Genomic DNA, 24,456 nt, shown 5'->3' with positions numbered 1-24,456 from the left:
ATGCGGATACGTTCAATAGGAAAGTAATAGATATATATGAAACTTCAGACCCAAGTACCGTTATCAAAACCGGAGCGGCAGATCGACTATGCCAGTCGAATCTTGTTGTTGGGGTCTTGTTTTTCTGAAAATATTGGAGGTAAACTTAACTATCATCAATTTCAAACGGAACAAAATCCCTTCGGAATCTTGTTTCACCCTATATCCATTAAGAATTTAATTTTAAAAGCGATAGAGGGTTATACATATACCGAAGCCGATATTTTTTATTTGAACGAACAATGGCACTGTTTTGATGCGCACTCCCATTTAAGTGCTGTTTCTAAAGAAGACCTTTTAAATAGCTTGAACGGAGCGCTTGAATCGATGGGTAAATGGCTTCGGCAGGCCTCACATATAATCATCACCCTGGGGACCGCATGGGTGTATGTGGATAAAGAAACGGAGGGCGTAGTGGCAAACTGCCATAAAGTACCCCAGAAGCGGTTTCAAAAGAGTTTGTTGACGGTAGCCGATGTTACGAGATCGCTTCGTTCTATTGTAAATGAGGTTTCGGCCATAAACCCAACCGTTAATTTTGTTTTTACGGTTTCTCCGGTACGTCACTTAAAGGACGGTTTTGTGGAGAACCAATGTAGTAAGGCGCATTTAATTAGTGCGGTACATGAGGTGGTGGGGCAATCGAACAATACTCAATATTTTCCTTCCTATGAAATTATGATGGACGAGTTGCGCGATTATCGCTTTTATACAAAGGATATGGTGCATCCGAACGAGGTGGCCATAGATTATATTTGGGAAAAGTTCAAGGGTATGTGGATATCCGATACCGTGGAAGAGACCATGAAAAAGGTGGCTGAGGTTGAAAAAGGATTACAACACAGGGCTTTTAATCCTAATTCAGAAGCACATCGAAAATTCATAAACTCGCTTGATCAAAAAATTGATTACCTTAAGAAAGAGTATCCATTTATGAATTTTGATAACCGTTCTTTATGAGAAGATTTGTTGCCGGGGTTATAATAACATTGGCGGGTGTGTTCATTTTTCGTTCATGTATGGATGAGAAAGGTTCAAAGGCTATTCTGAAAGAAGATTCTATGCTTATACAACAGCAAATTGAAAATGTGTCTAAGCTTGTGGTTACCGAGGGGCATTTTGCGGAGGTATACAACTATAAAGATTCGAAAGAATTGTTTGGCCCATTGTTGACGGCAGACAAGAAGGCTTTGGTGGTGGTTAATGCAGATGTGACGGTCTCTTATGATTTAAGTAAGGTTGAGTTTGATATTGATGAGGCTTCAAAAACGTTGATAATAAAAAGTATACCTGAGTCAGAAATTAAATTGAATCCAGATTTTGAGTATTACGATGTTACCGCAGATTACCTAAATCCTTTTAGTGCGGGCGATTATAATACTATAAAAAGAAATGTAAGGGCTTCATTGTTGCAAAAGGTAGAGGCTTCTTCATTAAAAACGAACGCCCAGAATAGACTTTTGAGCGAGTTGCACAAGTTTTATATACTGACCAATAGTTTAGGGTGGCGCCTTTCTTTTGAAGGCACCCCAATAGAAACTACCGAAGACTTTACTATGTTGCCCTAGTTGCCAAATTACTGTTCGTAAGAGCAATACCATCATCGATTAAATGGCCCACCTTAGGATTGTCCAACTTAATGTTCTCTAGATGGTTTTTTATTTCTTCCGCAAATTGAATGTCGTTATTGGTAATGGCCAATTCGTAAAGCTCCACGGGTAATAACCAGTCGTTTGGGTATTTCGATTTAACTTCTTTAAATACCTTGTTACGCGAAATGGTCGTGTTTTTTCCCTCTCTATAGTCCCTTATCTGTTGGTAAAGATGGGCAAGTTCACTTTGTTTTGAGTTTGTTGGGTCGGTAATTGTTTTGGTGAGCTCGTGATCCATAAGGTCAAAGCTGTTTAGATCTGCAGGACCGTTGAAAGCAGATACGATATGTTCGCCGATCGCCATATTGTATAGTTCGTCGTTAGATTCGAACAATACCTTACCATTGTGGGTGACCTTACAGTTTTCTAAAGTGATAAGCATAATCTTACCTTGAAGGTTTCTGGTTCCGGTAATTATTTTTCCAGTTACCTTGATACCGCCTTCAAAATCTAAAGAAACGGTATTTCCTTCGTACAGGTCATAGGCTTTTAAATCTCTTGGGCTCATATTCTCTATGGCCAGATTAATTCCCTTTAACCGCCCTAAAGGAGATCCAAAGCCGGATCTGTGCTGTTTAGTGTCTTGGCCTACCAATTCTTTCTCTCTGTAGGCCAAAGCGGATTTACCGCTTGTTTGAAAATATATGGGGTTGCCTTCATGTGCAATTACGTATTCAAAATTTCCAGATACCTGAAGTCCGGTACTTAGTTCTATGGTCCCTAGGTCTTTTGAATCTATAAGTTTTTGAATACCGCTCAACCCTCCGGTGCGAAGAGCCATGGTATTGGCGAAATCTTCTAGAACTTGACTTAAAAAGGCAAAGTCGGGTGTAACGAATAGCTGAGGTTGCGGCTTGGTAATGTCAAAAGAGGTTTTTGCCGCTTCTATGGAATAGGGTACTTTCTGTACGGCGTCCGTCATGCACCAGGTGCTTTCCCCAATACTGGAGAGTAATCCTGCACCATAAATCTTTGGGGCGTCCAAAGGGCCGATTAGGCCATATTCCACGGTCCACCAATGTAGGTTTCTTATCAAGGCCATTTCACTGGGTTCACCCATGTTCTGTTGTAGTTCTTCTACTTTTTTTTCAGCTTCAGCAATAGTTTCGGCAGAAGTGCCTTTGGCTTCTTTTATGATAGATAAATGTCTTACCGCTTGGTATAGTTCAAAATCTTTAGCGTTGGAAACGGCTTTACTTCCAATTTCTCCAAACCTTCTTAAATAAGCGGCATATTCGGGGTTAGCTATAATTGGTGCGTGGCCGGCGCTTTCATGTATAATATCGGGTGCGGGAGTGTATTCTATATGTTCCAATTGGCGTATATCGGCCGCAATTACCAGAACATTGTATGCCTGAAACTCCATAAAGGCGGCAGGAGGTATAAAACCATCTACGGCAACGGCCGCCCATCCTAAGTCTTTGAGGATACGGTTCATGCCATACATATTAGGTATGTCGTTTATAGAAATTCCTGTTCTGGCCAATCCTTGAATATATGAACTGTGGGCAACCTTACTTAGATAATCAACATTCTTCCTCATAACGTAACGCCATACGGCCTGATCAATAGGGGTGTAATCCTCGTAGTTCTGAGGTTTAATGTATTGCTTCAGATGCTTCGGAAGTTTGTCTAAAATTGGATTGCTCTCGTAACTCATAATGTCAATTCATTTAGAATTAAAAACTTATACTTAAATATAATATTTTTAGTTTAAAAGCTTTAATAATGATATGTTAACAGTATTTTTTACTGATTTTTGAGTTATTGTTAGTGAATAAGTCTTTTTTGATATAATTTTGCTGCAGTTAAAAGGAAAAGATTGTATGTACACTTTGGATGATATTGACCGGCAGATTTTAAAAATACTGGAAGAAGATGCGAAATCGGGCGCAAAATCTATTGCAGGGCAGTTGGGGTTAACAAAGACCCCGGTATATGAGCGTATTAAAAGATTAGAGAAAGAAGGGTTTATAAAGGGTTATAAGGCGGTACTTGATACGGCAAAAATAGAGCGGAGTATAACTGTTTTCAGTTTTGTTTCTTTAGATGCCCAGAAAGGAAGTTTAATGGACGAATTTTTAGAAGATGTCTCTAAGTTCAATGAGGTAACCGAATGTTATGTGGTAGGTGGTGAGTTTGATTTTCTATTAAAGGTAACCGTGAAGAACCTTGATGCGTATTACCATTTTGCCAAAACAAGAATTGCTTCATTGCCCAATATTGGGGCGGTAAAGAGTGCTTTTGTGTTAAATGAGGCTAAGAAGAGTCAACATTTTCCGTTATTATAAAAAAAATCCGTTTGGTCGTATGATCAAACGGATTTCGGTATTATAATGGATATGCCCTTATTTTAAGGCCACTGCATTGGGCGGATATTGTTCCAATATTTGAGAAACAAATTCTTTAATGCGTTGTTCTTTCTTTTCTATATTATTGGTGTTGGCCAAGGTGCCTTCGCCTTTTCCTTGCCATACCAGTTCTTTGCTCTTGGTGTCAATAAGATCTATATAAAGCGATCCTTGAGTACGGGTGCTTACGCTGTTGCCTCCCCAGCCCCAGCCCCAACCAGGACCCCAGGCATATGGATTATAACCCCAGCCCCAGGCGCCGCCCCAGCCAAAATTGTTATTGTAGATATCAACTCTTTCCTGTTCCTTTGTAAAAATGCTGACCAATAAATCAGGGTTCTCCGACTTTACAAATCCCCTAGACTGCATTTCGGCCTCTATGGCCCTAAGAATACGCTTTTTATCCAAATCCGAAATTTGCGCTTTGTCTATTCCAGTTTTATAGAACGCGTAAGATTTATACCCGTTAAAGTCAGTTTGTTGGTCATAATCGGAAAGAACCTGTATAGAAGAACAGGAGCCGAGCATAAAAACGGCTAGCATTGGCAGGACCAGAAATTTAAAGTTTTTCATAATACTATTTTTACGTTAAAGAATTTTTCTCCAGTTAAAAAGCCTCAAAAATCATGCCGAATCCCTTTGTTATTGGCTGTTGGTCTTTGGGTCGTAGCCATAGGGGCAATGTTTGCAACCACTTTCGCAACAGTATCCTCTTTTTAGATGGTACTGTTCTGTGAAAACCCGGTATCCATCCTCTGACCAGTAAAAATCTCCTTCTTCAATAGGGAGTATATTTTTCATTCTAATAATATGGGTTCTGTATGTTTCAATTGAGATTTATAATACTTAAAATTACTTTTTTATGTTGATAACCCAATAAAACATCCTTTTTTAGACCAATGTTTAACGGTATTTTGACATATTTGAGACGTTGGTCGGTTTTGTTGGCAATAAAATCCAGTATCTTTTTAATAGGTGTTTTTAACATTTATCTTTGTAGAAGACTAGAATAGAGTTGTCTATGATATTGGTGTTCAAACATTTTTTTTATAAAAACTATGTAGGGTTGTCCCTTTGGCCTTTCATTTTTATAAAAAATCATACCCTTAAGTTCGATAAGGAACTCATTAACCATGAAAAAATTCATTTAAGACAGCAGCAAGAACTTCTCATTGTGCCATTTTACATACTATATCTGACAGAGTGGTTAATAAGGTCTATTTGGTACTTAGATACATATAAGGCCTATCAGAACCTAAGTTTTGAGCAAGAGGCTTATGCAAATGAACATTTTGAGGATTATTTGGATTATCGCAGGCCTTTTAGCTTTATTAAATACTTTTGCAGTAGTAAATAGATCTGTTTGCAAAGTGATAATCAATTCCTAGACCTTTCCCTTTTAAAGGAAAAGCAGATAACCCTTGCTGTTAAAAGGGAAGATTTGTTGCACCCTCACATTTCTGGAAACAAATACCGAAAATTAAAGTATAATTTAAAGGAAGCGATAGCTCAAGGCCATGATACCTTGTTGACCTTTGGGGGTGCATATTCCAACCATATTTCGGCAGCATCGGTAGCGGCCAAGAACAACGGCCTAAAGGCTATCGGTGTAATCCGGGGAGAAGAGCTGAAGCAAAAGTGGCATAAGAACCCTACTTTGAAATTTGCCGCTGAAAACAATATGCGGTTTAAATTTATAAGCAGGGAGCTCTATCGTAATAAATCAGATAGGGAACTCTTGAAGGGATTAAGGGAAGAATTCGGTGAATTTTATTTAGTGCCCGAAGGGGGTACCAACCCATTGGCGATACAGGGCTGTGAGGAAATTTTAAAGCAAGGAGACGAGGAATTTGATTTTGTAACTGTTTGTGTGGGCACTGGGGGAACTATATCCGGATTAAGCAACTCTTTAACACATGGGCAGAAGGTACTGGGCTTTTCGGCATTAAAGGGAGATTTTCTTCGTGCCGAAATAGAAAAAATGACGCAAAGGGCGAATTGGGATTTGATACACGAATATCATTTTGGAGGATACGGCAAGGTCGATGAAAAATTGGTCACCTTTATAAATACCTTTAAAAAAGAAACAGAAATTCCGCTAGATCCCGTTTATACAGGAAAAATGATGTATGGGTTGTTGGATATGATTAAGAATGATAATTTTGTTCCGAGAACAAAAATTTTAGCGATACATACGGGTGGCTTACAGGGAGTTATTGGCATGAATTCTGTATTGCAAAAGAAAAAATTACCTTTGTTGGATATATGAAAAATAAACTTTTAACACTATTGGTATTAACGGTGCTGGCAGTAGGGTGTAAATCCAAAAAAGCCTATTCCGATAATCTTCGTACCAAAAATGTGCTTTCCGAACGCAGTAAGTCAAGATCCGGTCACCATAAAATAAGTGATAAAAACAATGTAGATACTTCACTTCCAGAGGATTCGGGTAAGTTTGTGCGTTTTAAGATAGAAACTGTTTCGGAGTACATAGATACTTTTTCTGAAATAGCCCAGTTAGAAATGGAGACCTATGGGATACCTGCGAGTATTACCTTGGCCCAAGGTTTATTGGAGAGCGGATACGGAAAAGGGGAGTTGGCCCTGAAGACCAATAACCATTTTGGTATCAAATGCCATACCGGATGGGAGGGCGATTATGACTTTCATGATGATGATGCCAAAGGGGAATGTTTCAGAAAATATAATCATCCTATGTATTCTTTTAGGGATCATAGTCTGTTTTTAACAACTAGAAGTAGGTATGCCTTTTTGTTCGATTATAGGGTGACCGATTATAAAAAATGGGCCCATGGCTTGCGAAAAGCAGGTTATGCGACCGATAAGAAATATCCTCAAAAATTGATTTATCTGATAGAAAAATATCAGTTGTACAAATATGATAAGGGGGGCGCTAAAATTGCTTATCAAAAAAGTCCAAGTAAAAATACGGAAGCCCATGCCGTTCATATAGTTAAAAAAGGAGATACCCTTTATTCTTTGTCTAAACGTTATTATGTGTCGGTAGATGAACTTATGCGTATGAACAATTTAAGGGATTCCGGACTTTCCGTTGGTCAAAAGCTATTGGTGAAGACCACCTCCGTAAACTAATAAGTAGATGATTTATAAGAGAAGTAGTGCGTTGTTCGCAGACGCAAAAAAGTATTTGCCCGGTGGGGTAAATTCACCTGTTAGAGCTTTTAAAGCGGTAGGTGGTGATCCGATTTTTGTAAAAGAGGCCAAAGGCGCCTATTTGTATGATGAAGACGGTAATAAGCTAATAGATTATATTGCTTCATGGGGGCCATTGATCCTGGGGCATGCTTATGAACCTGTAATTTCTGCCATCATAGAAAAAGCACAGAAAGGAACCTCTTTTGGTATGCCGACCGAAATTGAGACCGATTTGGCGAGGTTGGCAGTTTCTATGGTGCCTAATATAGACAAGATCCGTTTTGTAAATAGTGGTACAGAGGCTTGTATGAGTGCCGTTAGATTGGCTAGGGGTTATACGGGAAAAGATAAGATCATAAAATTTGCAGGTTGTTACCATGGCCATTCAGATTCTTTTTTGATACAGGCAGGTAGTGGGGCAGTTACTTTTGGAAGTCCCAATAGTCCTGGAGTTACCCAGGGTACTGCAAAAGATACCTTGTTGGCGGATTATAATAACTTAGAGAGTGTAGCCAAGTTGGTATCGGCGAATGCAGGTGAGATTGCGGCTGTGATCATAGAGCCGATAGCCGGTAATATGGGTTGTATCGTACCTACCGATGAGTTTATGCACGGATTAAGGGAGCTTTGTACCAAAAACGATATTCTACTCATTTTTGACGAGGTCATGACCGGTTTTAGATTGGGTAAAGGAGGAGCGCAAGAAGCTTTGGGAATCGATGCCGACATTGTAACCTTTGGTAAAGTAATTGGAGGTGGGTTACCTGTAGGGGCCTTTGCCGCCAAAGAGGATATTATGAATCATCTGGCTCCCGACGGGCCCGTATACCAAGCGGGTACCTTAAGTGGAAACCCTTTGGCGATGAGTGCAGGTTTGGCCATGTTGACCGAGTTGAACAATAAGCCCGAAGTATTTGATAGCCTTCAGAAAAAAACGGAATATTTACACGATGGTCTGTCGCAAGCTTTAAATAATAAGAATGTGCCCTACCAGATCAACCGTTTCGGAAGTATGATTTCTGTTCACTTTACCGATGAGCCTGTCGTAGACTTTGCTTCATCTGCAAAAGGAAACAATGAAACCTTTAAAAAATACTTTCATGGAATGTTGGACAAAGGGATATATCTTCCCCCTTCTGCTTTTGAAAGTTATTTTTTGAACGATGCACTATCGTATCAGGATCTAGATAAGACGATTGCGGCCGTTGAGGAATTGGACTTGTAAAAATACCAATGCTTTTGGGGTGTTTTATATTCGTTTCTTACACGGTCATATGATGTGAGGCATCGTCTTAAAGAACATTTTTTTAACTAAAAAAAGGCCCTGCATTTTTGTTGCAGGGCCTTTTTCAAACAATCACTAAACAATTAACCTTATTTTCTAGCTTCTCTACCTCGTTTCTTTTTTTCTTTTTTGTCCATTCCTCTCCTTTTCTGCATTTTTTCCCATTTGGCATATTGCTCGTCGGATAAGATAGATTTTATAGCTTTTTTATGTGCAATCTGCTTGTCAAGGCGCTCGTTTTGCATGGCATACTTTTCCTCTGCGGTCAATTTTTCATCATTTTTTCTTTTAGCCTTGAGTTCTTCCATTTTTGCTTTTCTTTCTTCTGCATCTTTAGTCAACAATGTTTTCATTTTTGCTTGTTGTGCATCGGTAAGGTCCAGCGCCAAGGTCATTCTTTTTGTCTGAAGGGTAGCTATCTGTTCAGCGGTTAGATCTTTTGCTGATTTTCTACCTTCTTTCATATCGTGTCGTTGTGCCATTGCCGTCATACCTGTTAATAGAACGGCGATCATTATTAATTTTTTCATCGTTATAATTTTTATGGGTTTCGTAAGTAGGACGGTCTCTTTGGGGAAAGGTTTAAATAAGGGTATTCTTTTAATAGTATTTTAACTGTTTGGTAAATATGGTCAAAAAGAAAAAGCATGGCGATGGGCCATGCTTTTTTTTTAGACTTGTGTAAAGGTTTTTATTGTACCTCTTCGGCAGTTAAATGCTCTGTAAAAGGTTGTATTACAATGTCTGCCTGAGCTACTTCTTTATTCTTTTTAGGTTCTTCGTTATTGGAAGCTCCGGTCTCTAAATGATAAGTAACCGCTGCTAACATAAAGCAGCCTAGGTAAATAAGACTTTTTATTTTGTTGTTCATGGTTGTTGGGGGTTTTTGTTGATTCTAAACTATGAAAAGATATTATATAAAAAAAGCCCATTGTTGTAAAATGGGCTTTTTTTGATGGCAAAATGCCTTAAAATGTGGTGAACAGATTTTAGGTATTTGCCTTTAGGCTGTTTTTATAGCTACTCGATACATATAGAGCTTTATTTTGGCTCTAAAATCATATCTATTCTCTCTTCAACATCTTGTAAATGATATTTGCTCATACGATCAGAGGTTCTGCCTATGGCATTTCTTACATTTCTTTTAATGATGTTCAGTTCGGCCCTAGCGATAGATCTAATATCTGACTGACTTGTGTTTACAGCTGTAGATTTTTGATATCCACCAAAGTCAGGTTTTTTAGACTGATTTTCAGCTGTCATTAAATAGGCCAAGCGGTCTATATGTGCCTTTTGGAGGTTTCTCCTATAGGTGTCTATTTTTTTACCTGAAGAAAGCTCGGACCAGATGCCTTTTCTCAAATCGTCCATCATTTCTATTAAGCTATAGGCTTCTTTACCGTTTAAAGCTTCATTTTCGATTAGACGAGCCATTTTACCTAGACTAAGAATATTGTTCAATGTACGAACCTGTATGCCTCGTATGCGCTCTACGAATCCTGAATATTGAGTTTTTCCGAATATTTCTGGATCTAATAGCCATTCTGGGGTCTTGAACAATTGTTCTTGTAAGAATGCCATGCAATTGGTCTGGTGGTCTTCAGGTACATGAGTGTAAACGTCTCCTTCTTGATCATAGGTTTTGTGGTGTTCATAGACCCCTCCAATGTTGTTGGATACGTGTCCCATGTACCTGTTAAACTGAGAAATTACTTGTCCGTATAAGGTTTCAAGGTCATCGTAATTTTTACCGTCTTCTTTTGTCCATTCAATTAAATTGGGAACAATACGCTTTAAGTTGGCAATACCATATTCACTTGCTTTTACCGCATCGTCGCCAAGGTCTTCGGTTTGTGAGCTGGGGTCTACGATATCTCCTACTTGTTGATGGCCAAAACGATATAGGGGATCTCCCGCATGTTCAAGTATCCAGCTATCCAAAATAGGTTTTTCTTCTTTGGCATCTTTGTCTAAAATAGGTCTGTATCCCCATTTAATAGCATATTTGTCGTACACCCCGATTCCTGGCATTAAGGCAACACCTTCGTCTCCAGGTTGAGCTACATAGTTAAAACGTGCATAATCCATTATAGATGGTGCCGTTCCGTATTTTTTTGTAAAAGTAGCCGACCTTAGTGAATCTACAGGGTAGGCGACACTGCTTCCCATATTGTGGGGAAGGCCTAGTGTGTGGCCTACTTCATGAGAAGAAACAAATCGTATTAAACGTCCCATTACCTCTTCATCGAACTCAACACTACGTGCGGCTGGGTTTATGGCTGCGGTCTGTACAAAGTACCAGTTTCTGAGTAGCGTCATTACATTGTGGTACCAATTTATATCAGATTCTAAAATTTCACCACTTCGAGGGTCGCTTACGTGTGGTCCGTTCGCATTTGGAATAGGAGATGCTAGGTATCTTACTACTGAGTATCTTACATCTTCGGGAGACCAATCAGGATCTTCTTCAGGGGTTGGGGGGTCTTTTGCTATAATGGCATTTTTAAAACCGGCGGCCTCAAAGGCAACTTGCCAATCTTCGATACCTTGTTTAATGTAAGGAACCCATTGCTTTGGAGTGGCCCTATCTATATAATATACAATTTGTTTTTTAGGTTCTACAAGTTCCCCGTTTTTAAATTTTTCCAAGTCTTCGTCTTTTACCTCAAGTCTCCATCGATCCAAAAAGGTTACTGTCTTACTTTCTTGGGCATCTAGGCCATAGTCTACCTGTCCTCTGGCGAACCAGCCGACACGACGGTCAAAATACCTTCTTTTCATGGGTTCTTTTGGTAGTAATACCATTGAATTGTTTATTTCTACAGAGATAGAACCCAAACTTCCATTGCTTGGCGGTGCACTGGCGAAATAAGTCTTAACATGTCTGGCCTCTAGGTTTAAGGGGTAACTTTTTAAGCTTTCTATAAAACTTCTACTATCGTCTAAACGGGAAACCTTATATCTTTTTCTGTAAGACTCCGGTAGGCCAAGAGCTTTGGTGTCCTTGGTAAAAATGTCATCTACCGCTATTACCGTAGCCGGGTTTAAAGAATCTTTTTTGAAAGCTTTTATGTCAAAGGTATATAGAACAGGCTCAAAATTAGAGTTTACCACAGCTTCGTGTACGGGAAGTGAATCTGCAGCTACTACGTCGTGTGATACGACCCGTAGTAATACCTTTTTGTCTTTCTTTTCCCAGCGTAGTACCTGGGTATTTATTTTGCCTCCGCCAAAACCAATTTTAGAGGCCGTTTTAGAAATGCGGCTCACCATTAACATTTCTCTGTTAAAGAGAGAGTCGGGTATTTCGTAATAATGTTTGTCCTCTACTACATGCACATCAAAGAGCCCTTTGTCTGTCTTAGCATCTTTGGTAATGACCTTGTCGTAAGGTTGTATTTTTCCTTTGCTCGGTTTTTCAGAGGTGTTCTCTGTTTTACTTTTTTTCTTTTTAAATATTTGTGCCTCAGAAGTTTGGTAGTTGAGAACAAAAAATAAAATTAGTAATTGAAATAGTGATTTTTTAATCATTTTTTTTGAATAGTTTGCTGAGTTTGCTAAATTTCAAAGTACTGAAAAATTAATTTAAGGTATTGTTAACGAAATCATAAGCATAACTTGTAACATTTTACTTTTTATACAGTCCATTAAAGGGGAAATATCATTTTTATTCCTGAATTAGTTAATTGTAGGGTCCTTGCATGTGCAAGGACCTTATTTTTTTGTAGTAATATTAAAATAGCAAAGGGAGTACAAATTGAAATAGTCCGATCAATAAGATAATAGCAATAATGTTTAACAAAAAACCGACTTTGGCCATTTCGTAAACCTTAATATATCCACTGGCAAAAACAATGGCGTTTGGCGGGGTGGCCATGGGCAACATGAAAGCACAGCTGCTTGCCATGGTTATGGGAATGAGCAGATGTTCGATCGGGAGCCCCAATCCCAGCGCTATACCGGCAACCACAGGAGCCAATACGGCTACCAAGGCAACATTGCTCATAAGCTCGGTCATAAAGAGCATTAGAAATATTAATAGGCTCGCCGTAAAAAGGATGCTTATTTCACTTTCCGCTATCGCAGAGGCAACAAGGTCTACGATGCCGGTAACCGACATTCCTTTTGCCAGGGCCAAACCGCCACCGAATAACACAAGAATGCCCCAAGCCAGTTTTTGGGTATCTCGCCAATCTAGTATAAAAAGGCCCTTTTTAACGTTGAAGGGGATAGTAAACAATGCTAAGGCGGCAAAAATACTGATCATGGCGTCCGATATCCCTAAGTTAGGAACGATAGAATTGATTACGGTTCTAAATATCCATAAGAACGTGGTGATGCCAAAAATGACCAACACCATTTTTTCTTTTCTGGTTATAGGTCCTAATTTTTGTAGTTCATTGTCTATGATGGATTTTGAGGCGTTAAATTCGAGGCCTTTATTGGGGTACATCAATTTTACAAGAGCTAAATAACAGATCGATACCATTATAATAGAGAAGGGGAGGCCAATGATCATCCATTTTAGAAAAGAGATTTCTATGTTGTATTCATTTTCCAATAAACCTATAAGAACAGAATTTGGGGGTGTGCCGATGACCGTGGCAATGCCTCCGGCATTTGCTGAAAATGCGATGCCGAGCATAACGCTTAGTGCAAAGTTGCGGTCACGTTTTGTAAAGCCATCGGTATCGTTTACCAGTAATTGAATCACCGACATGGCTATAGGTAACATGACCACTGTACTTGCGGTGTTGCTTATCCACATACTTAAAACCGCGGTAGCTATCATAAAACCGAGGACCACTTTGTTGGGGGTAGTGCCCGTAATTTTAATAATGGTAAGGGCAATTCGTTTGTGTAGATTAACTTTTTCCAAGGCAAGGGCCATTACAAACCCTCCAAAGAACAAAAATACAATCGGGCTGCCGTAGTTAGCTCCCACCTCTTCCATGGGCATTACCTTTAGAATTGGGAATAGTAATAACGGTAATAAGGCGGTTACAGAGATGGAAACAGCTTCTGTGATCCACCAAACAATCATCCAAATTGCAATCGAAATAACAGGGTCTCCTTTTTCGGAGACGAGCTCAAAAGGAAAAAGGTTCAATATAAGGAAGATGGCCGGTCCCAAGGCCAAGCCAATTTTTTTGCTTAGTTCCATTAGGTCCTAAGCTATGGTTTTTTGCTAAAAATTAAAAATAAGAACTTTTCGAGTAATCTGTGATGTTGTTTGTTTTAATGGTGCTATGTTCTCTTTTTTTGACAAATGTGGGTTTTAAACTTTTTTTTAAGAGTGTTCTCTAGATAATCACCATACCATTTCACTAAAAATAATTCATAGGATAGCCGCTGATTTCTTTATAGCGAAGTATTTTTCTTACAAGTATTTCGAATAGAAAAATGCCTTAGAAAACTTTTATTTCATTGATATTTTGAGCTATACAGCTGAGAATAAATATGTTGTAAATTTAATATATACGGGCGATTGGTCAATTCTTGTTAATTGCCTAAGGATGATTTTAAATGGATTGTGGGTTAATATTTCTCTTAAATTTTTATAAAATCCAATTTGCATTATTAACGTTAAATTATGATTTTAGATACCGGATAATTCAAATAATTTAACTATGAAAACTAAACTTAATGGATTGTTAACGCTATTCTTGGCGTTTGTTGTGCATGCATCCTATGCACAAGACAAGACAATTACCGGTACGGTTAAGGATTCCGAAGGTCTTCCGCTGCCTGGTGTTAACATTGTCGTGGAAGGTACCACAAAAGGTACCCAAACAGATTTTGATGGAAACTATGCCATCAGTGCAAGTCAAGGGCAGACACTGCTCTTTACTTATATTGGGCAAAAGACCACAAAAAGAGTTGTCGGGGCCGGCAACGTGATCAACGTGCAGATGGAAGAGGATGCACAAACTCTCGACGAAGTGGTCGTAACAGGTGTTGCGGGCGCCACTAATGTAAAGAAGCTCTCCGTTACAGTAGCCAAGGTTACAGCGGATGAACTACAGAATGTTCCGGCAGCATCTGCGGCCAGTGCGCTTCAAGGTAAAGTATCTGGTGTAACGGTTACCAATCTTGGTCGCCCTGGACAAGGTGCCAATATTATTCTTAGGGGGGCCAAAAACCTTTTTGGATCTCAAAGTCCTTTGGTTATCGTAGATGGTGTTTTTGTAGAGGGCGGGCTCTCAGACATCAATGTTGATGATATCGAATCATTTGAAATAGTAAAAGGGGCCTCGGCTTCTTCTTTATATGGTTCACGAGCAGGAAATGGGGTTATTGTTGTGACTACCAAGAAAGGAAAAGAGGGTAAGACCCAAGTGACCATAAGATCAGAAGTAGGTTTTTCTGAGCTAGGTGATAAAATGGACATCAATAAGTCACATCATTACGTGCTAGCTTCGGATTATGAAAATTATTTAGGTCGATTTACAAAATATGACGGAGTAACATATCCTAGTGGTTATCAAGGGGTGCGGGTTCCGACAGTTGTTGGTGCCAGAATAGAGGAAGATGATTTGTACTCCGATAATCCTTATGGTGTTTTTCATGACTTTCAAGACGAGTTCTTTAGAAAAGGCTTTAATCAGACAGTTTATACCTCGGTGTCTTCAGGGAGTGAGAATTCGCAAACCTTTTTCTCGTACGAGCACACTGAAAATGAAGGTATTCTTATAGAAACCGATGGTTATGCACGAAACAGTTTTAGGCTTAATACCGACTTTAAAATTAATGAATGGCTTAAGTTTTCTGCATCCAACCTTTTTGTTAAAACAAAGGATTATGTTCCTACAGGTGACAGTGGCTTGTATAGAGCGGCCACCCGCGTAAGTCCTGATGCAAATGTTTTTGCGGACAACCCCGATGGGCAACCATATTATTACTATCCAGACCAATGGTCGTCAGAAGTAACCAACCCGTTATATTATTTGAGCACTTATAATCGTCTTGCCAGACAACAGCGATTTTTGGGAGGATATAACCTGAACATTAAACTCGCCGATTGGATCAACTTGGATTCTGAGTATTCTTTCGAGAAGAGAGACTATCGCTACACTACTTATAGGCCCTATGAAACCTATACCTCTTCTGGAGATGCACTTGGTTTTGAATATTCAAAAGGGTCGCTCTATAAATTTTCATCCTATGGATTGTCGCAAAAAGCCCAGTTCACGGCCAATATAGCTCAAAAATGGGGTGAATTGAATCTAAAATCAAAGTTGAGTTTCTTAATGGAAGATAGGTACTACGAGAACTATGACGCCTCTGGATATGACTTCCTTTATAAAGATCTACCAACCATGGATAACTTTGACACCTCTACCATTTCTTCTTCTTCCGATAGTCAAACCGAACGTGCTAAAAACTTTTTTGCCATCGTTGGCTTAGATTATAAGGATAGATATATTCTTGATGGAATGTTCAGGTATGACGGTTCGTCGCTTTTTGGAGAAAACGAAAAATGGGCACCCTATTATAGGGTTTCGGGAGCATACCGAATCAGTCAGGACCTTTCTATAAATGGAATAGACGAATTAAAAGTTCATGCGTCTTATGGAACTTCCGGACAGCGTCCTGGATTTAATTGGCAATACGAACAAACAGGTATTTCCGATGGTAGTCTTTCTACCGATAGGCTAAAAGGAAACCCAGATTTGAAACCTTCAAGAACCTCGGAATTGGAAGTAGGATTGAATCTTGACTTTTTGGACAATAGGTTTAGGTTAGAAGCGAATTATTCAAAATCGGAAACAGAAGACCAATTCATGAAAGTTGATTTGTTTTCACCTGCCAATGCAGGTAAAAACAAACAATGGCAAAATGTGGGTACTGTAGCGTTCGATACATATGAAGCATCGTTACAGGTAGATGCTATAAGGAACGATAATACCAATTGGACCCTTGGATTTAATTTTGCCACTACCAAAAATGAAATTAAAGAACTATCCGTATCTTCTATGAAAGTAGGACCGGACGATCTTTTCTATATTAATGAAAATGAAGAGTTTGGTAGCATGTACGGAAGAAAGTTCGTTACTTCTTTAGAAGAAATGGAAAATCAACTAGGGGCCGGTGAAAGCATATCGGACTATGTGGTAAATTCTGATGGGGTAGTAGTTTTGGCCTCATCTGTTGGAACCGAAGATGAAAAGGGAATTATAAAGTTAAACGAAGACGGTTCGGTCGCATATGAAAAAATCGGTAACCAAAATGCGGATTTCCAATTAGGGATCACCTCTAATTTCTCATATAAGAATTTTGGGTTCTACATGCTTTGGGACTGGAAGCAAGGGGGTGATGTATATAACCGCAATTATCAGTGGAACACCATTGATTTAAGAAGTGCTATTGTGGACCAAGCTGGTAAACCGGTAGACCAAAAGAAAACAACAACATATTATGCGTCTCTTTATGATGTTAACCAAAATAACGCTTTTTGGGTAGAGGATGGTTCTTTTGTGAAACTTAGAGAGGCATCTTTGTCATACACTTTGGATAAGAAAGCATTGGACAATGTTGCCGGAGGATTTTTTGACTCGATAAAATTTAGTTTGATCGGCAGAAATCTATTAACATTTTCCGATTATAAAGGATGGGATCCAGAAGTGGCCCAATATGACAGTGAAACATTACAGTACTATTCTGTAGATTATGGTGTTTACCCTGTTCAAAGAGCATATTCTTTTTCACTACAATTTAAATTTTAAACGAATGAAAACTAATAAAATATTTGTCTTATTCTCGCTCATGACCTTTTTGATAGGTTGTGATGATTTTGACACCAATTTGGATGTTGGAAATCCAGAGAACCCGAATGATGAGATATTGGCAACGGATCCCGTAGCCCTTGAGTCAACGGCCGGTACCTTGATCAATAACTGGTTTCAGACCACTCATAGTTATGATAGCCCTGTATTTGCTATGGCTACCATGTCAGATGTTTTAACCTGTTCATGGGGTAATTTTGGAATGAGGGATACTTCGAGCGAACCTAGGGTGGCTTTTAATAACCAAGGTAGTTATGGAAATGCAGTTATAAATGAATCTTTTTTTAACTCCATGTATTCTATTCTTAGTGATGCCAATATTATTATGTATGCCGTAAATGCAGGAGTTGAATTTGAAAACCCCGAGGCTGTGGCCGCCCTTGGCAGATTTACACAGGCTATTATTGTGGGATATTTGGCCATGACATATGATCAAGTGTGGCTTTCTGATGAAAACGGAGTGCTCAATGAAGGTGAATCCGTTGATTACAAGGAGGCAATGGACTATGCAATAGGTAGGTTGGACGAAGCCATAGCCATAGCCAACCAATCATCTTTTACACTGCCTGAAACTTGGGTGCCCGGAATGACTATAGATAGTGATTATTTGGCGGCTCTTATGAATTCATTTGGTGCGCGTATGCTTACTATGAATTCGCGAAATATTTCTGAAAGGGATGCTACGGATTGGGGGAAAGTACTGGAATATGCCAATAATGGTATAACGGTAGATTTTGCTCCTGTAGCAGATGACGTGGTATGGTATGATCTTTACAAAACCTATGCCGTTTATCCAGGATGGGCCAGGGTAGATATGTATGTTATAAATCTGATGGATCCATCAACGCCCGCATACTGGCCAGAAGATGCTACGGTACTTCCAGAATCTACCAGTGCCGATGCAAGATTGACAACAGATTTTGAATATCTTTCGTCCCAAGATTTTAATGCCGCTAGGGGAACATATCACTATAGTAGTTATAGATATAGCAGATATGACGATTATATATCGGAATGGACTACTCCTATGCAAGAGTTTGTTGTTTCTGAAAATGACATGTACAAGGCGGAAGCATTATTAAGACTTGAAAGATACGCAGAAGCCGCAGAGGTGATAAATTCAGGGACAAGAACTACCAGAGGGGAGTTGCCCAATATTGGCTCGTCTCCTGAAGAAATTGCCGATGCAATACATTATGAGCGGTTGGTAGAGTTTCCTTTTACCGGTTATGGGCTTAATTTCTTTGAAATGAGAAAAGAAAATCTATTACAAGAAGGTACATTGCTACACTTTCCTGTTCCGGGAACAGCCTTGGCCGCAATACCTGCTGAGTATTATACTTTTGGAGGTACAACAGGTGAACCCGGTGTCGACTATTCGACTGGAGGTTGGAGATAATCGTATCCTTGAATTAGTTATAGCAAAAGAGCCACATCAACGGATGTGGCTCTTTTTTATTTAGTGCCGTACAATCTCAACAATATGGACTCAAGCTATGGCTTTTGGTTTTTCGTCAAAAACTATTCTTCTAGTTTTACCAACAGAGATTCCCCTTCTTTAAATACCTTGGCCAATTTGTGCTTGGTGAGTCCCTTAATGCTTTTGTCCCATCCTTTGTTACTTAATCCTGATTGTGATTTTAGCTCCGACAAAGGCATGGTCTTTTCTTTTTTGAGAATATCAAAAACTGCTTTTTCGTTTTCAGAAAGCTCTACCTGTTTTTTCTCTGGCCTCATTTGAGGAAAGAACAATACTTCTTGTATAGACGAATTGTTGGTCATTAACATTACCAAACGGTCTATACCTATACCAATACCTGAAGTAGGGGGCATACCATATTCCAATGCTCTAATAAAGTCTTGGTCTATGAACATGGCTTCGTCATCTCCTTTTTCCGATAGTCTCAGTTGTTCCTCAAAACGCTCTCTTTGATCTATGGGGTCGTTTAGCTCAGAGTAACAATTGGCCAGTTCTTTTCCGTTTACCATTAACTCAAAACGTTCCGTTAATCTTGGGTTGTCTCTATGTTGTTTTGTCAACGGACTCATTTCTTTTGGGTAATCGGTAATAAAGGTGGGCTGTATGTAATGGTGTTCACACTTTTCTCCGAATATCTCATCGATAAGCTTGCCCACACCCATGGTTTCGTCTACTTCTATTCCCAATTTTTTTGCGGTTTCCCGTAGCTCTTCCTCGTTCATGTCAGAGACATCTATACCGGTATGTATCTTAATAGCTTCCAAAATAGGAACTCTTGCGTACGGAGCTTTAAATTCTATCTCATTGTCACCCACCTGTAATTTAGAGGTTCCATTGGCATCAATAGCAATTTTTTCCAAGAGTTGTTCCGTAGTCTCCATCATCCAGTTGTAGTCTTTATAGGCTACATAGAGTTCCATTACGGTAAACTCGGGGTTATGGGTACGGTCCATACCTTCGTTTCTAAAATCCTTGGCAAACTCATAGACCCCGTCAAAACCACCCACGATTAACCTTTTTAAATAAAGTTCGTTTGCAATTCTTAGGTATAACGGAATGTTCAATGCATTGTGGTGGGTAAGAAACGGTCTTGCCGCGGCACCACCGGGGATGGGTTGCAGAATAGGTGTTTCTACCTCTAAATAACCACGTTCGTTATAAAACTCCCTGATACTGTTGGTTATTTTGGTTCTTTTTATAAATGTCTCTTTAACCTTTGGGTTTACGATAAGGTCTACATATCGTTGGCGATACCTAAGTTCTGGATCGTTAAATTCATCATATACGTTACCCTCCGCATCTACTTTTGGTAACGGTAACGGTCTTAATGCCTTGCTCAGCATTTTAAATTTTTTGACCATTACGGTTTTTTCTCCCACTTTGGTGGTAAATAGTTCGCCTTCAATGCCTATGATGTCACCGATGTCCAAAAGCTTTTTGTAAACATCGTTATAAAGGGTCTTGTCGTCACCGGTACAGATTTCATCTCTGTTGAAATATACCTGAATACGGCCTTCGCTATCTTGAAGTTCTGCAAAGGAAGCTTTTCCTTGTATACGGCGAGACATCAGCCTACCGGCTATGATTACCTCTTTTCCTTCAACATAATCGGTCTTGATACTTTTTGAAGTCGCATTCACAGGGTACAATGCGGCTGGGTATGGGTCTATGCCCATTTCCCTTAATTTGGCCAATTTTTCTCTTCTTACAACCTCTTGTTCGGATAACTGCATGCTATACTATTTAAAGCCGCAAATATAGGTAACAATGCATTAATCTTTAAATTACGGAAGAACAAAAGAGACAATACTATCTATATTGTTCTTGATATATGTTACGTAGATGGTACAGGTAGGCAAATACGATTTATTTTACTCCTTTTAAATCATGTTTTGTAACAAAACCAATATTTTTACGACGTATTTAGTACATCAATCAAAATTATAATCGTAATGAGTTTTATCAGGGTCTTACTGGCTATTTTGTTTCCGCCCCTTGCCGTAATCGGAAAAGGTTGTGGGTCGTTTCTAATTGTACTACTTTTGACTTTTTGTGGCTGGGTCCCTGGGGTTATCGCCGCATTGGTCATATTGAACAATCCTAATTAGAACAAATTTTAAATGAAGTTATCGAATGTATTCTTGGCGATTTTTATGGTCGCCCTATTTGTCGCATGTAATTTTACCGAGGAGATTTATATAAATGATAATGGTACCGGTAAAATGAGTATTTCTTTTGATGGTAGTGAAATGATGCAGATGTTACCCTCCAACGACTCTACACAACTAGAAGAAGCCATGGATTCTACCTTGGTTTTTAGAGATTTGTTTCGTGAGAAGAAAGACAGTATTGCCCAACTTTCAGAAGAACGCCAAGCAGAGCTTAAAAAATTGGAGCCTTTCTCACTGCACATGAAGATGGATCCCGAGAACGGTGTTATGAATTTTGACCTCTTTCGAGATTTTAATAATGTTTCTGAAGTAAACGATGCTTTTAATACCTTTCAAAGTGCCAGTTCGATAGGCCCAAATGCAGGAAGCAAACCAATGCCGCAAAACCCTTCGAACGGGGCTACACAGGTAAATTATACGTTCAAAAAGAATACGTTTACAAGAAAGTCGGAAATAGTGGATAGGGAGCTTTTTAACAAAAGTATCGATAGCCTTGACAGTGCCGAGATGTTTTTATCCGGATCCACCTATACCTTTAAATACCATTTTCCCAAAAGGGTAAAATCTACCAATCTAGACAATGCAACTTTTTCTATGGATGGCAAAACCATGGTCTACGAAGTTAATTTTTTAGAGATGCTCAAAGATCCCGAATCTATTTTTATAGAGGTAGAATTGGAAAAATAAAGAAGGGTTCATTTCGTATCTTTGTCGCATGAACAAGAAGGTGTACCATAAAGATCTTGGGGTCAAGGATTATAAAGAAACTTGGGATTACCAAGAGGAACTTTTTCAAGAGACCCTTAATTTAAAGATAAGGAACAGAAGAGAGGAGCTGGATCTGGAAACGCCCAACCATTTTCTATTTGTAGAACACCCCCACGTATATACCTTAGGTAAGAGCGGGGATATTAAAAACCTGTTGGTGGATGAGAATCAGCTAGCGGCAAAAGGGGCTAAATTTTATAAAATAAATAGGGGAGGGGATATTACCTATCATGGTCCCGGGCAGATTGTCGGATACCCCATTCTAGATCTTGAAAATTTCTTTACCGACATACACAAATACCTCCGTTTGCTGGAAGAAATGGTCATTCTGACCTTGGCGGAATATGGAGTGAAGGCAGAGCGTTCAAAAGGGGAGACCGGTGTCTGGCTGGATGTTGGTACGCCATTTGCCCGTAAAATATGTGCCATGGGCGTACGGGCCAGCCGTTGGGTGACCATGCACGGTTTTGCATTGAACGTAAATGCCGATTTGGGGTATTTTGATATGATGATCCCATGTGGTATTAAAGATAAGGCCGTAACTTCATTAAATGTGGAGCTGGGAAAAAAAGAGGTGGATATGGATGAGGTGAAAGAAAAGCTATTGAAACATTTTTCGAGCCTTTTTGAAGCTGAAATGATAGAACAACAAAAAACCTCGGTATAACCGAGGTTTTTTGTTTGCTTAGAAAACACTTTAATATTCCATACCAAAATACTGTATAACTTCTTCGTAGGTCATGTCATAAAAATTGGGTTTGTTTCCTTTTGAAGAGATGAGTATGTTCGGAGGAATGATAAGATAACGAAATCTGTTGCCCCTTTCTGGACTTATAGCGTATTCGCTTAAGGCACTGGTACTTGTTGATTTTGCATGTATGTTAATATCTCCTGAAAGTGAAGATCCAGAACCGTAACCAAAAGTGAATTGGGCACCTCTAAAATTGAGAACAGGTAGTTGATAAACATTGCCATCGCCAAAACCGGTGAAGTAGACTAAAACGATATGGGTGTTTTTAATAGAAAAAGCGGATTCCATCGGGGAGGGAAAATCGATTCTCATATACTTACTAGTTTCTGAGTCTCCGGTAAAATTGGCAGGTATCCATTCACTGTAGTACACTTCTGCATTGCCGTCTTCTCCATCTTCTCCATCTTCCCCATCCTCTCCATCAACTCCGTCTTGTCCGTCTTCACCGGCCGGTCCTTGGGGGCCTTCGGGTCCTTGCTCCCCTTGAATACCTTGTTCCCCTTGTGGTCCTATGGGGCCGACGTCCCCGTCCTTTGAACAGGAAGTGGTCAATAGGCCGATACTCATTAAAATGCAGGATAAAAAGCGTAATGTAGTTTTCATGATTTAAATATTTAAAATTTCTTTCCCTTTTATGTTATTCGGGCCAAGAGGGTAGTGCTTGTGTGAAACCAAGGATACCCGTAAATGTCCATTGTGTGGTAATAACCTTATTGATAGTAGCCTGTTGGGGTAATTATTAAACTTGGATAGGCTTTTTGATTTAGTTCTTGTTCCCAGACCAATGTTTCGGTAGAAATATTTATCAAAACAATATGGGCTTTGTTGTCACTTGATACAGTGTTAAAGAGCAATAGATGGTTGTCGAAGAAATAGTATGTTGTTGAATCGGAATCCCATTCTTCATTGACGGGGTAGGTAAAGGAATACAGTTCTTCCCCACTTAAAATATCAAGAGTCTTGGTTACAATGGTCGAGCCCAATTCATTATAACTAATGAACACCATATCGTTCGATATATCTATGGCCGAAGGGAATTTTCCGGTATAGGCGTGTTCCCAAATAAGCGTTCCGTTATTTTTGTCAATGCTGTAAACGTGCTCGTCACGGGAGTAAAAAATAAATTGGTCTCCACTTTCGTAACCTCCCAAAATATTGGGGCTTCCTGTGCTGAACGTCCAATTCTCGTTCAAATCGGCATCCAAGGAAACAACACTGTTACTCCAGGTCATGGCTATTATCGAAGAGGAAGCAGCTACTAATTTTGATATCCTATCGGAAAAGGGTATTCTTTTGTCAATATTCCCATTATCGGGATCTATACTCAAAATTTCCTGGGTGCTTGAACCTTGGCTCAATTCTACAATTATTTTGTCTTGGTACGGAATAATCTTTTTCACCTCATTGTTAAGTTCAATAGTCCAAAGAACGTCGCCTGTTTCAAGATTCAGTGCTTCTAGGTATTGGATGGAACTATAGGTGGTCGTATCGATTGTTCTATAGCCAGCCAAAACTGTGTTTTGGAACACTGTAGTGGCGCCAATTAGAAAATACTTGTCACCGTCTTCAACATAGTCTTTAGACCAAAGGGCTTCTCCATTAATAGTGCCTTTGCGAAGTAGTGTTTTTGTTCCTGAATATTCCCCTTGTGTACAGATAAAAACACCGTTAGATTCATTACAGTAAAAAGGAGCCGTGGTGGTAAAGGAGTCAATCTGTTGATTGTCATTTAAATCCAATTCGGTATAAAGATTGTCGCTACGGATCCAAATGCTTCCTGCGATATCGTTCACAGGGTCTTTTGTTTCTTCTGTAATTTCTTCTGTTTCTACAAAATCGGTGTCATCGTTTTTTTTACAATTTGTAAAGACGCTGAGCAATAGAAATATTCCCAAGATGGATTTAAAGATTTTCATAATAATTAAAGTTTGTTTGTTCTTTTATGCAGGGGCTGTGTGAAGGTTAACATTGGGGCATAAAAAAACCTCGGGGTCGG

Annotated in this window: 21 protein-coding genes; 11 read left to right on the top strand and 10 right to left on the bottom strand. The window is 39.3% G+C overall.

Translation table 11 applies throughout. The features are described 5' to 3' along the window. Positions 1 to 36 precede the first annotated feature (36 nt). Positions 37 to 999 (top strand): GSCFA domain-containing protein, encoded by a 963-nt coding sequence (locus J8L85_RS15255; protein ID WP_211018698.1) that lies wholly within the window; start codon positions 37 to 39, stop codon positions 997 to 999. Next, the gene (locus J8L85_RS15250; RefSeq protein ID WP_211018696.1) at positions 996 to 1,607 is read left to right on the top strand and encodes a DUF4230 domain-containing protein; all 612 of its coding nucleotides are present in this window, start codon (positions 996 to 998) and stop codon (positions 1,605 to 1,607) included. The genes J8L85_RS15255 and J8L85_RS15250 overlap by 4 nt, the downstream gene beginning before the upstream one ends. Here the strand turns inward: J8L85_RS15250 and J8L85_RS15245 are convergent. Next, positions 1,594 to 3,351, bottom strand: a complete 1,758-nt coding sequence (locus tag J8L85_RS15245; protein ID WP_211018693.1) for an aromatic amino acid hydroxylase — start codon at positions 3,349 to 3,351, stop codon at positions 1,594 to 1,596. The genes J8L85_RS15250 and J8L85_RS15245 overlap by 14 nt on opposite strands. Before the next feature lie 166 nt (positions 3,352 to 3,517). Here J8L85_RS15245 and J8L85_RS15240 point away from each other — a divergent pair, with 166 nt between their 5' ends. Beyond that, a complete protein-coding gene (locus J8L85_RS15240) occupies positions 3,518 to 3,982 on the top strand; it encodes an Lrp/AsnC family transcriptional regulator (RefSeq protein ID WP_211018691.1) in 465 nt (154 codons plus the stop codon). 57 nt (positions 3,983 to 4,039) lie between these two features. Here J8L85_RS15240 and J8L85_RS15235 read toward each other — a convergent pair whose 3' ends face one another. Then, entirely contained in the window at positions 4,040 to 4,615 is a 576-nt protein-coding gene (locus J8L85_RS15235; RefSeq protein WP_211018689.1) for a DUF4136 domain-containing protein, read from the bottom strand. 69 nt (positions 4,616 to 4,684) lie between these two features. Then, positions 4,685 to 4,843 carry a DUF5522 domain-containing protein gene (locus J8L85_RS15230; protein ID WP_211018687.1) on the bottom strand — a complete coding sequence of 53 codons (159 nt, stop codon included), beginning with the start codon at positions 4,841 to 4,843 and terminating at the stop codon, positions 4,685 to 4,687. Positions 4,844 to 5,405: 562 nt separating this feature from the next. Here J8L85_RS15230 and J8L85_RS15225 point away from each other — a divergent pair. Genes J8L85_RS15225 through hemL form a run of 3 tightly spaced genes read left to right on the top strand, consistent with a single transcriptional unit; the run spans position 5,406 to position 8,444 of the window. After that, on the top strand, positions 5,406 to 6,311 hold the full coding sequence (locus J8L85_RS15225) for a pyridoxal-phosphate dependent enzyme (RefSeq protein WP_211018684.1): 906 nt from the start codon (positions 5,406 to 5,408) through the stop codon (positions 6,309 to 6,311). After that, positions 6,308 to 7,156 (top strand): glucosaminidase domain-containing protein, encoded by an 849-nt coding sequence (locus J8L85_RS15220; protein WP_211018682.1) that lies wholly within the window; start codon positions 6,308 to 6,310, stop codon positions 7,154 to 7,156. Before J8L85_RS15225 ends, J8L85_RS15220 begins: the two co-directional genes overlap by 4 nt. A 7-nt stretch (positions 7,157 to 7,163) precedes the next feature. Then, on the top strand, positions 7,164 to 8,444 hold the full coding sequence (gene hemL / locus J8L85_RS15215) for a glutamate-1-semialdehyde 2,1-aminomutase (protein ID WP_211018681.1): 1,281 nt from the start codon (positions 7,164 to 7,166) through the stop codon (positions 8,442 to 8,444). 149 nt (positions 8,445 to 8,593) lie between these two features. Here hemL and J8L85_RS15210 read toward each other — a convergent pair whose 3' ends face one another. The 4 genes from J8L85_RS15210 to J8L85_RS15195 all read right to left on the bottom strand — a co-directional run bounded on the left by J8L85_RS15210 (position 8,594) and on the right by J8L85_RS15195 (position 13,668). After that, positions 8,594 to 9,034, bottom strand: coding sequence for a hypothetical protein (locus J8L85_RS15210; RefSeq protein WP_211018679.1), 441 nt, complete (start codon positions 9,032 to 9,034; stop codon positions 8,594 to 8,596). A gap of 161 nt (positions 9,035 to 9,195) precedes the next feature. Continuing rightward, entirely contained in the window at positions 9,196 to 9,375 is a 180-nt protein-coding gene (locus tag J8L85_RS15205; protein ID WP_211018677.1) for a hypothetical protein, read from the bottom strand. Between the two features lie 170 nt (positions 9,376 to 9,545). Continuing rightward, the gene (locus J8L85_RS15200) at positions 9,546 to 12,035 is read right to left on the bottom strand and encodes a zinc-dependent metalloprotease (RefSeq protein ID WP_211018674.1); all 2,490 of its coding nucleotides are present in this window, start codon (positions 12,033 to 12,035) and stop codon (positions 9,546 to 9,548) included. 202 nt (positions 12,036 to 12,237) lie between these two features. Then, positions 12,238 to 13,668 carry a DASS family sodium-coupled anion symporter gene (locus J8L85_RS15195; RefSeq protein ID WP_211018672.1) on the bottom strand — a complete coding sequence of 477 codons (1,431 nt, stop codon included), beginning with the start codon at positions 13,666 to 13,668 and terminating at the stop codon, positions 12,238 to 12,240. Between the two features lie 466 nt (positions 13,669 to 14,134). On the opposite strand from J8L85_RS15195, the gene J8L85_RS15190 reads away from it, so the two are divergent. Both J8L85_RS15190 and J8L85_RS15185 read left to right on the top strand, forming a co-directional pair. Beyond that, a complete protein-coding gene (locus tag J8L85_RS15190) occupies positions 14,135 to 17,230 on the top strand; it encodes a SusC/RagA family TonB-linked outer membrane protein (protein ID WP_211018670.1) in 3,096 nt (1,031 codons plus the stop codon). 4 nt (positions 17,231 to 17,234) lie between these two features. Beyond that, entirely contained in the window at positions 17,235 to 18,689 is a 1,455-nt protein-coding gene (locus J8L85_RS15185; RefSeq protein ID WP_211018668.1) for a hypothetical protein, read from the top strand. 122 nt (positions 18,690 to 18,811) lie between these two features. Here J8L85_RS15185 and lysS read toward each other — a convergent pair whose 3' ends face one another. Further along, complete coding sequence (gene lysS, locus J8L85_RS15180; RefSeq protein WP_211018666.1) at positions 18,812 to 20,503, bottom strand: lysine--tRNA ligase; 1,692 nt, start codon at positions 20,501 to 20,503, stop codon at positions 18,812 to 18,814. 219 nt (positions 20,504 to 20,722) lie between these two features. Between lysS and J8L85_RS15175 the strand changes: the two genes are divergently transcribed. From J8L85_RS15175 to lipB, 3 genes are read left to right on the top strand one after another with little or no spacing between them, the layout of a single operon-like run. Next, a complete protein-coding gene (locus J8L85_RS15175; protein ID WP_211018664.1) occupies positions 20,723 to 20,878 on the top strand; it encodes a YqaE/Pmp3 family membrane protein in 156 nt (51 codons plus the stop codon). Positions 20,879 to 20,890: 12 nt separating this feature from the next. After that, entirely contained in the window at positions 20,891 to 21,628 is a 738-nt protein-coding gene (locus tag J8L85_RS15170) for a hypothetical protein (RefSeq protein ID WP_211018663.1), read from the top strand. 28 nt (positions 21,629 to 21,656) lie between these two features. Beyond that, complete coding sequence (gene lipB, locus J8L85_RS15165) at positions 21,657 to 22,376, top strand: lipoyl(octanoyl) transferase LipB (RefSeq protein WP_211018662.1); 720 nt, start codon at positions 21,657 to 21,659, stop codon at positions 22,374 to 22,376. Between the two features lie 30 nt (positions 22,377 to 22,406). Here lipB and J8L85_RS15160 read toward each other — a convergent pair whose 3' ends face one another. After that, positions 22,407 to 23,063, bottom strand: coding sequence for a collagen-like protein (locus tag J8L85_RS15160; RefSeq protein ID WP_211018661.1), 657 nt, complete (start codon positions 23,061 to 23,063; stop codon positions 22,407 to 22,409). Positions 23,064 to 23,170: 107 nt separating this feature from the next. Further along, positions 23,171 to 24,376, bottom strand: coding sequence for a PQQ-binding-like beta-propeller repeat protein (locus J8L85_RS15155; RefSeq protein ID WP_211018660.1), 1,206 nt, complete (start codon positions 24,374 to 24,376; stop codon positions 23,171 to 23,173). Positions 24,377 to 24,456: the final 80 nt, after the last annotated feature.

This window comes from Maribacter sp. MMG018 (assembly GCF_018100785.1).
Taxonomy (GTDB): Bacteria; Bacteroidota; Bacteroidia; order Flavobacteriales; family Flavobacteriaceae; genus Maribacter.
The sequence above is the reverse complement of the archived record's forward strand: the minus strand, read 5'-3'. Positions and strand labels throughout refer to the sequence as shown.

Excerpts from the sequence above, each read along its gene's own strand:
- J8L85_RS15255 (WP_211018698.1), top strand. The coding sequence starts at position 37 with ATGAAACTTCAGACCCAAGTACCGTTATCAAAACCGGAGCGGCAGATC.
- J8L85_RS15250 (WP_211018696.1), top strand. The coding sequence starts at position 996 with ATGAGAAGATTTGTTGCCGGGGTTATAATAACATTGGCGGGTGTGTTC.
- J8L85_RS15245 (WP_211018693.1), bottom strand. The coding sequence starts at position 3,351 with ATGAGTTACGAGAGCAATCCAATTTTAGACAAACTTCCGAAGCATCTG.
- J8L85_RS15240 (WP_211018691.1), top strand. The coding sequence starts at position 3,518 with ATGTACACTTTGGATGATATTGACCGGCAGATTTTAAAAATACTGGAA.
- J8L85_RS15235 (WP_211018689.1), bottom strand. The coding sequence starts at position 4,615 with ATGAAAAACTTTAAATTTCTGGTCCTGCCAATGCTAGCCGTTTTTATG.
- J8L85_RS15230 (WP_211018687.1), bottom strand. The coding sequence starts at position 4,843 with ATGAAAAATATACTCCCTATTGAAGAAGGAGATTTTTACTGGTCAGAG.
- J8L85_RS15220 (WP_211018682.1), top strand. The coding sequence starts at position 6,308 with ATGAAAAATAAACTTTTAACACTATTGGTATTAACGGTGCTGGCAGTA.
- hemL (WP_211018681.1), top strand. The coding sequence starts at position 7,164 with ATGATTTATAAGAGAAGTAGTGCGTTGTTCGCAGACGCAAAAAAGTAT.
- J8L85_RS15210 (WP_211018679.1), bottom strand. The coding sequence starts at position 9,034 with ATGAAAAAATTAATAATGATCGCCGTTCTATTAACAGGTATGACGGCA.
- J8L85_RS15205 (WP_211018677.1), bottom strand. The coding sequence starts at position 9,375 with ATGAACAACAAAATAAAAAGTCTTATTTACCTAGGCTGCTTTATGTTA.
- J8L85_RS15200 (WP_211018674.1), bottom strand. The coding sequence starts at position 12,035 with ATGATTAAAAAATCACTATTTCAATTACTAATTTTATTTTTTGTTCTC.
- J8L85_RS15195 (WP_211018672.1), bottom strand. The coding sequence starts at position 13,668 with ATGGAACTAAGCAAAAAAATTGGCTTGGCCTTGGGACCGGCCATCTTC.
- J8L85_RS15190 (WP_211018670.1), top strand. The coding sequence starts at position 14,135 with ATGAAAACTAAACTTAATGGATTGTTAACGCTATTCTTGGCGTTTGTT.
- J8L85_RS15185 (WP_211018668.1), top strand. The coding sequence starts at position 17,235 with ATGAAAACTAATAAAATATTTGTCTTATTCTCGCTCATGACCTTTTTG.
- lysS (WP_211018666.1), bottom strand. The coding sequence starts at position 20,503 with ATGCAGTTATCCGAACAAGAGGTTGTAAGAAGAGAAAAATTGGCCAAA.
- J8L85_RS15175 (WP_211018664.1), top strand. The coding sequence starts at position 20,723 with ATGAGTTTTATCAGGGTCTTACTGGCTATTTTGTTTCCGCCCCTTGCC.
- J8L85_RS15170 (WP_211018663.1), top strand. The coding sequence starts at position 20,891 with ATGAAGTTATCGAATGTATTCTTGGCGATTTTTATGGTCGCCCTATTT.
- lipB (WP_211018662.1), top strand. The coding sequence starts at position 21,657 with ATGAACAAGAAGGTGTACCATAAAGATCTTGGGGTCAAGGATTATAAA.
- J8L85_RS15160 (WP_211018661.1), bottom strand. The coding sequence starts at position 23,063 with ATGAAAACTACATTACGCTTTTTATCCTGCATTTTAATGAGTATCGGC.
- J8L85_RS15155 (WP_211018660.1), bottom strand. The coding sequence starts at position 24,376 with ATGAAAATCTTTAAATCCATCTTGGGAATATTTCTATTGCTCAGCGTC.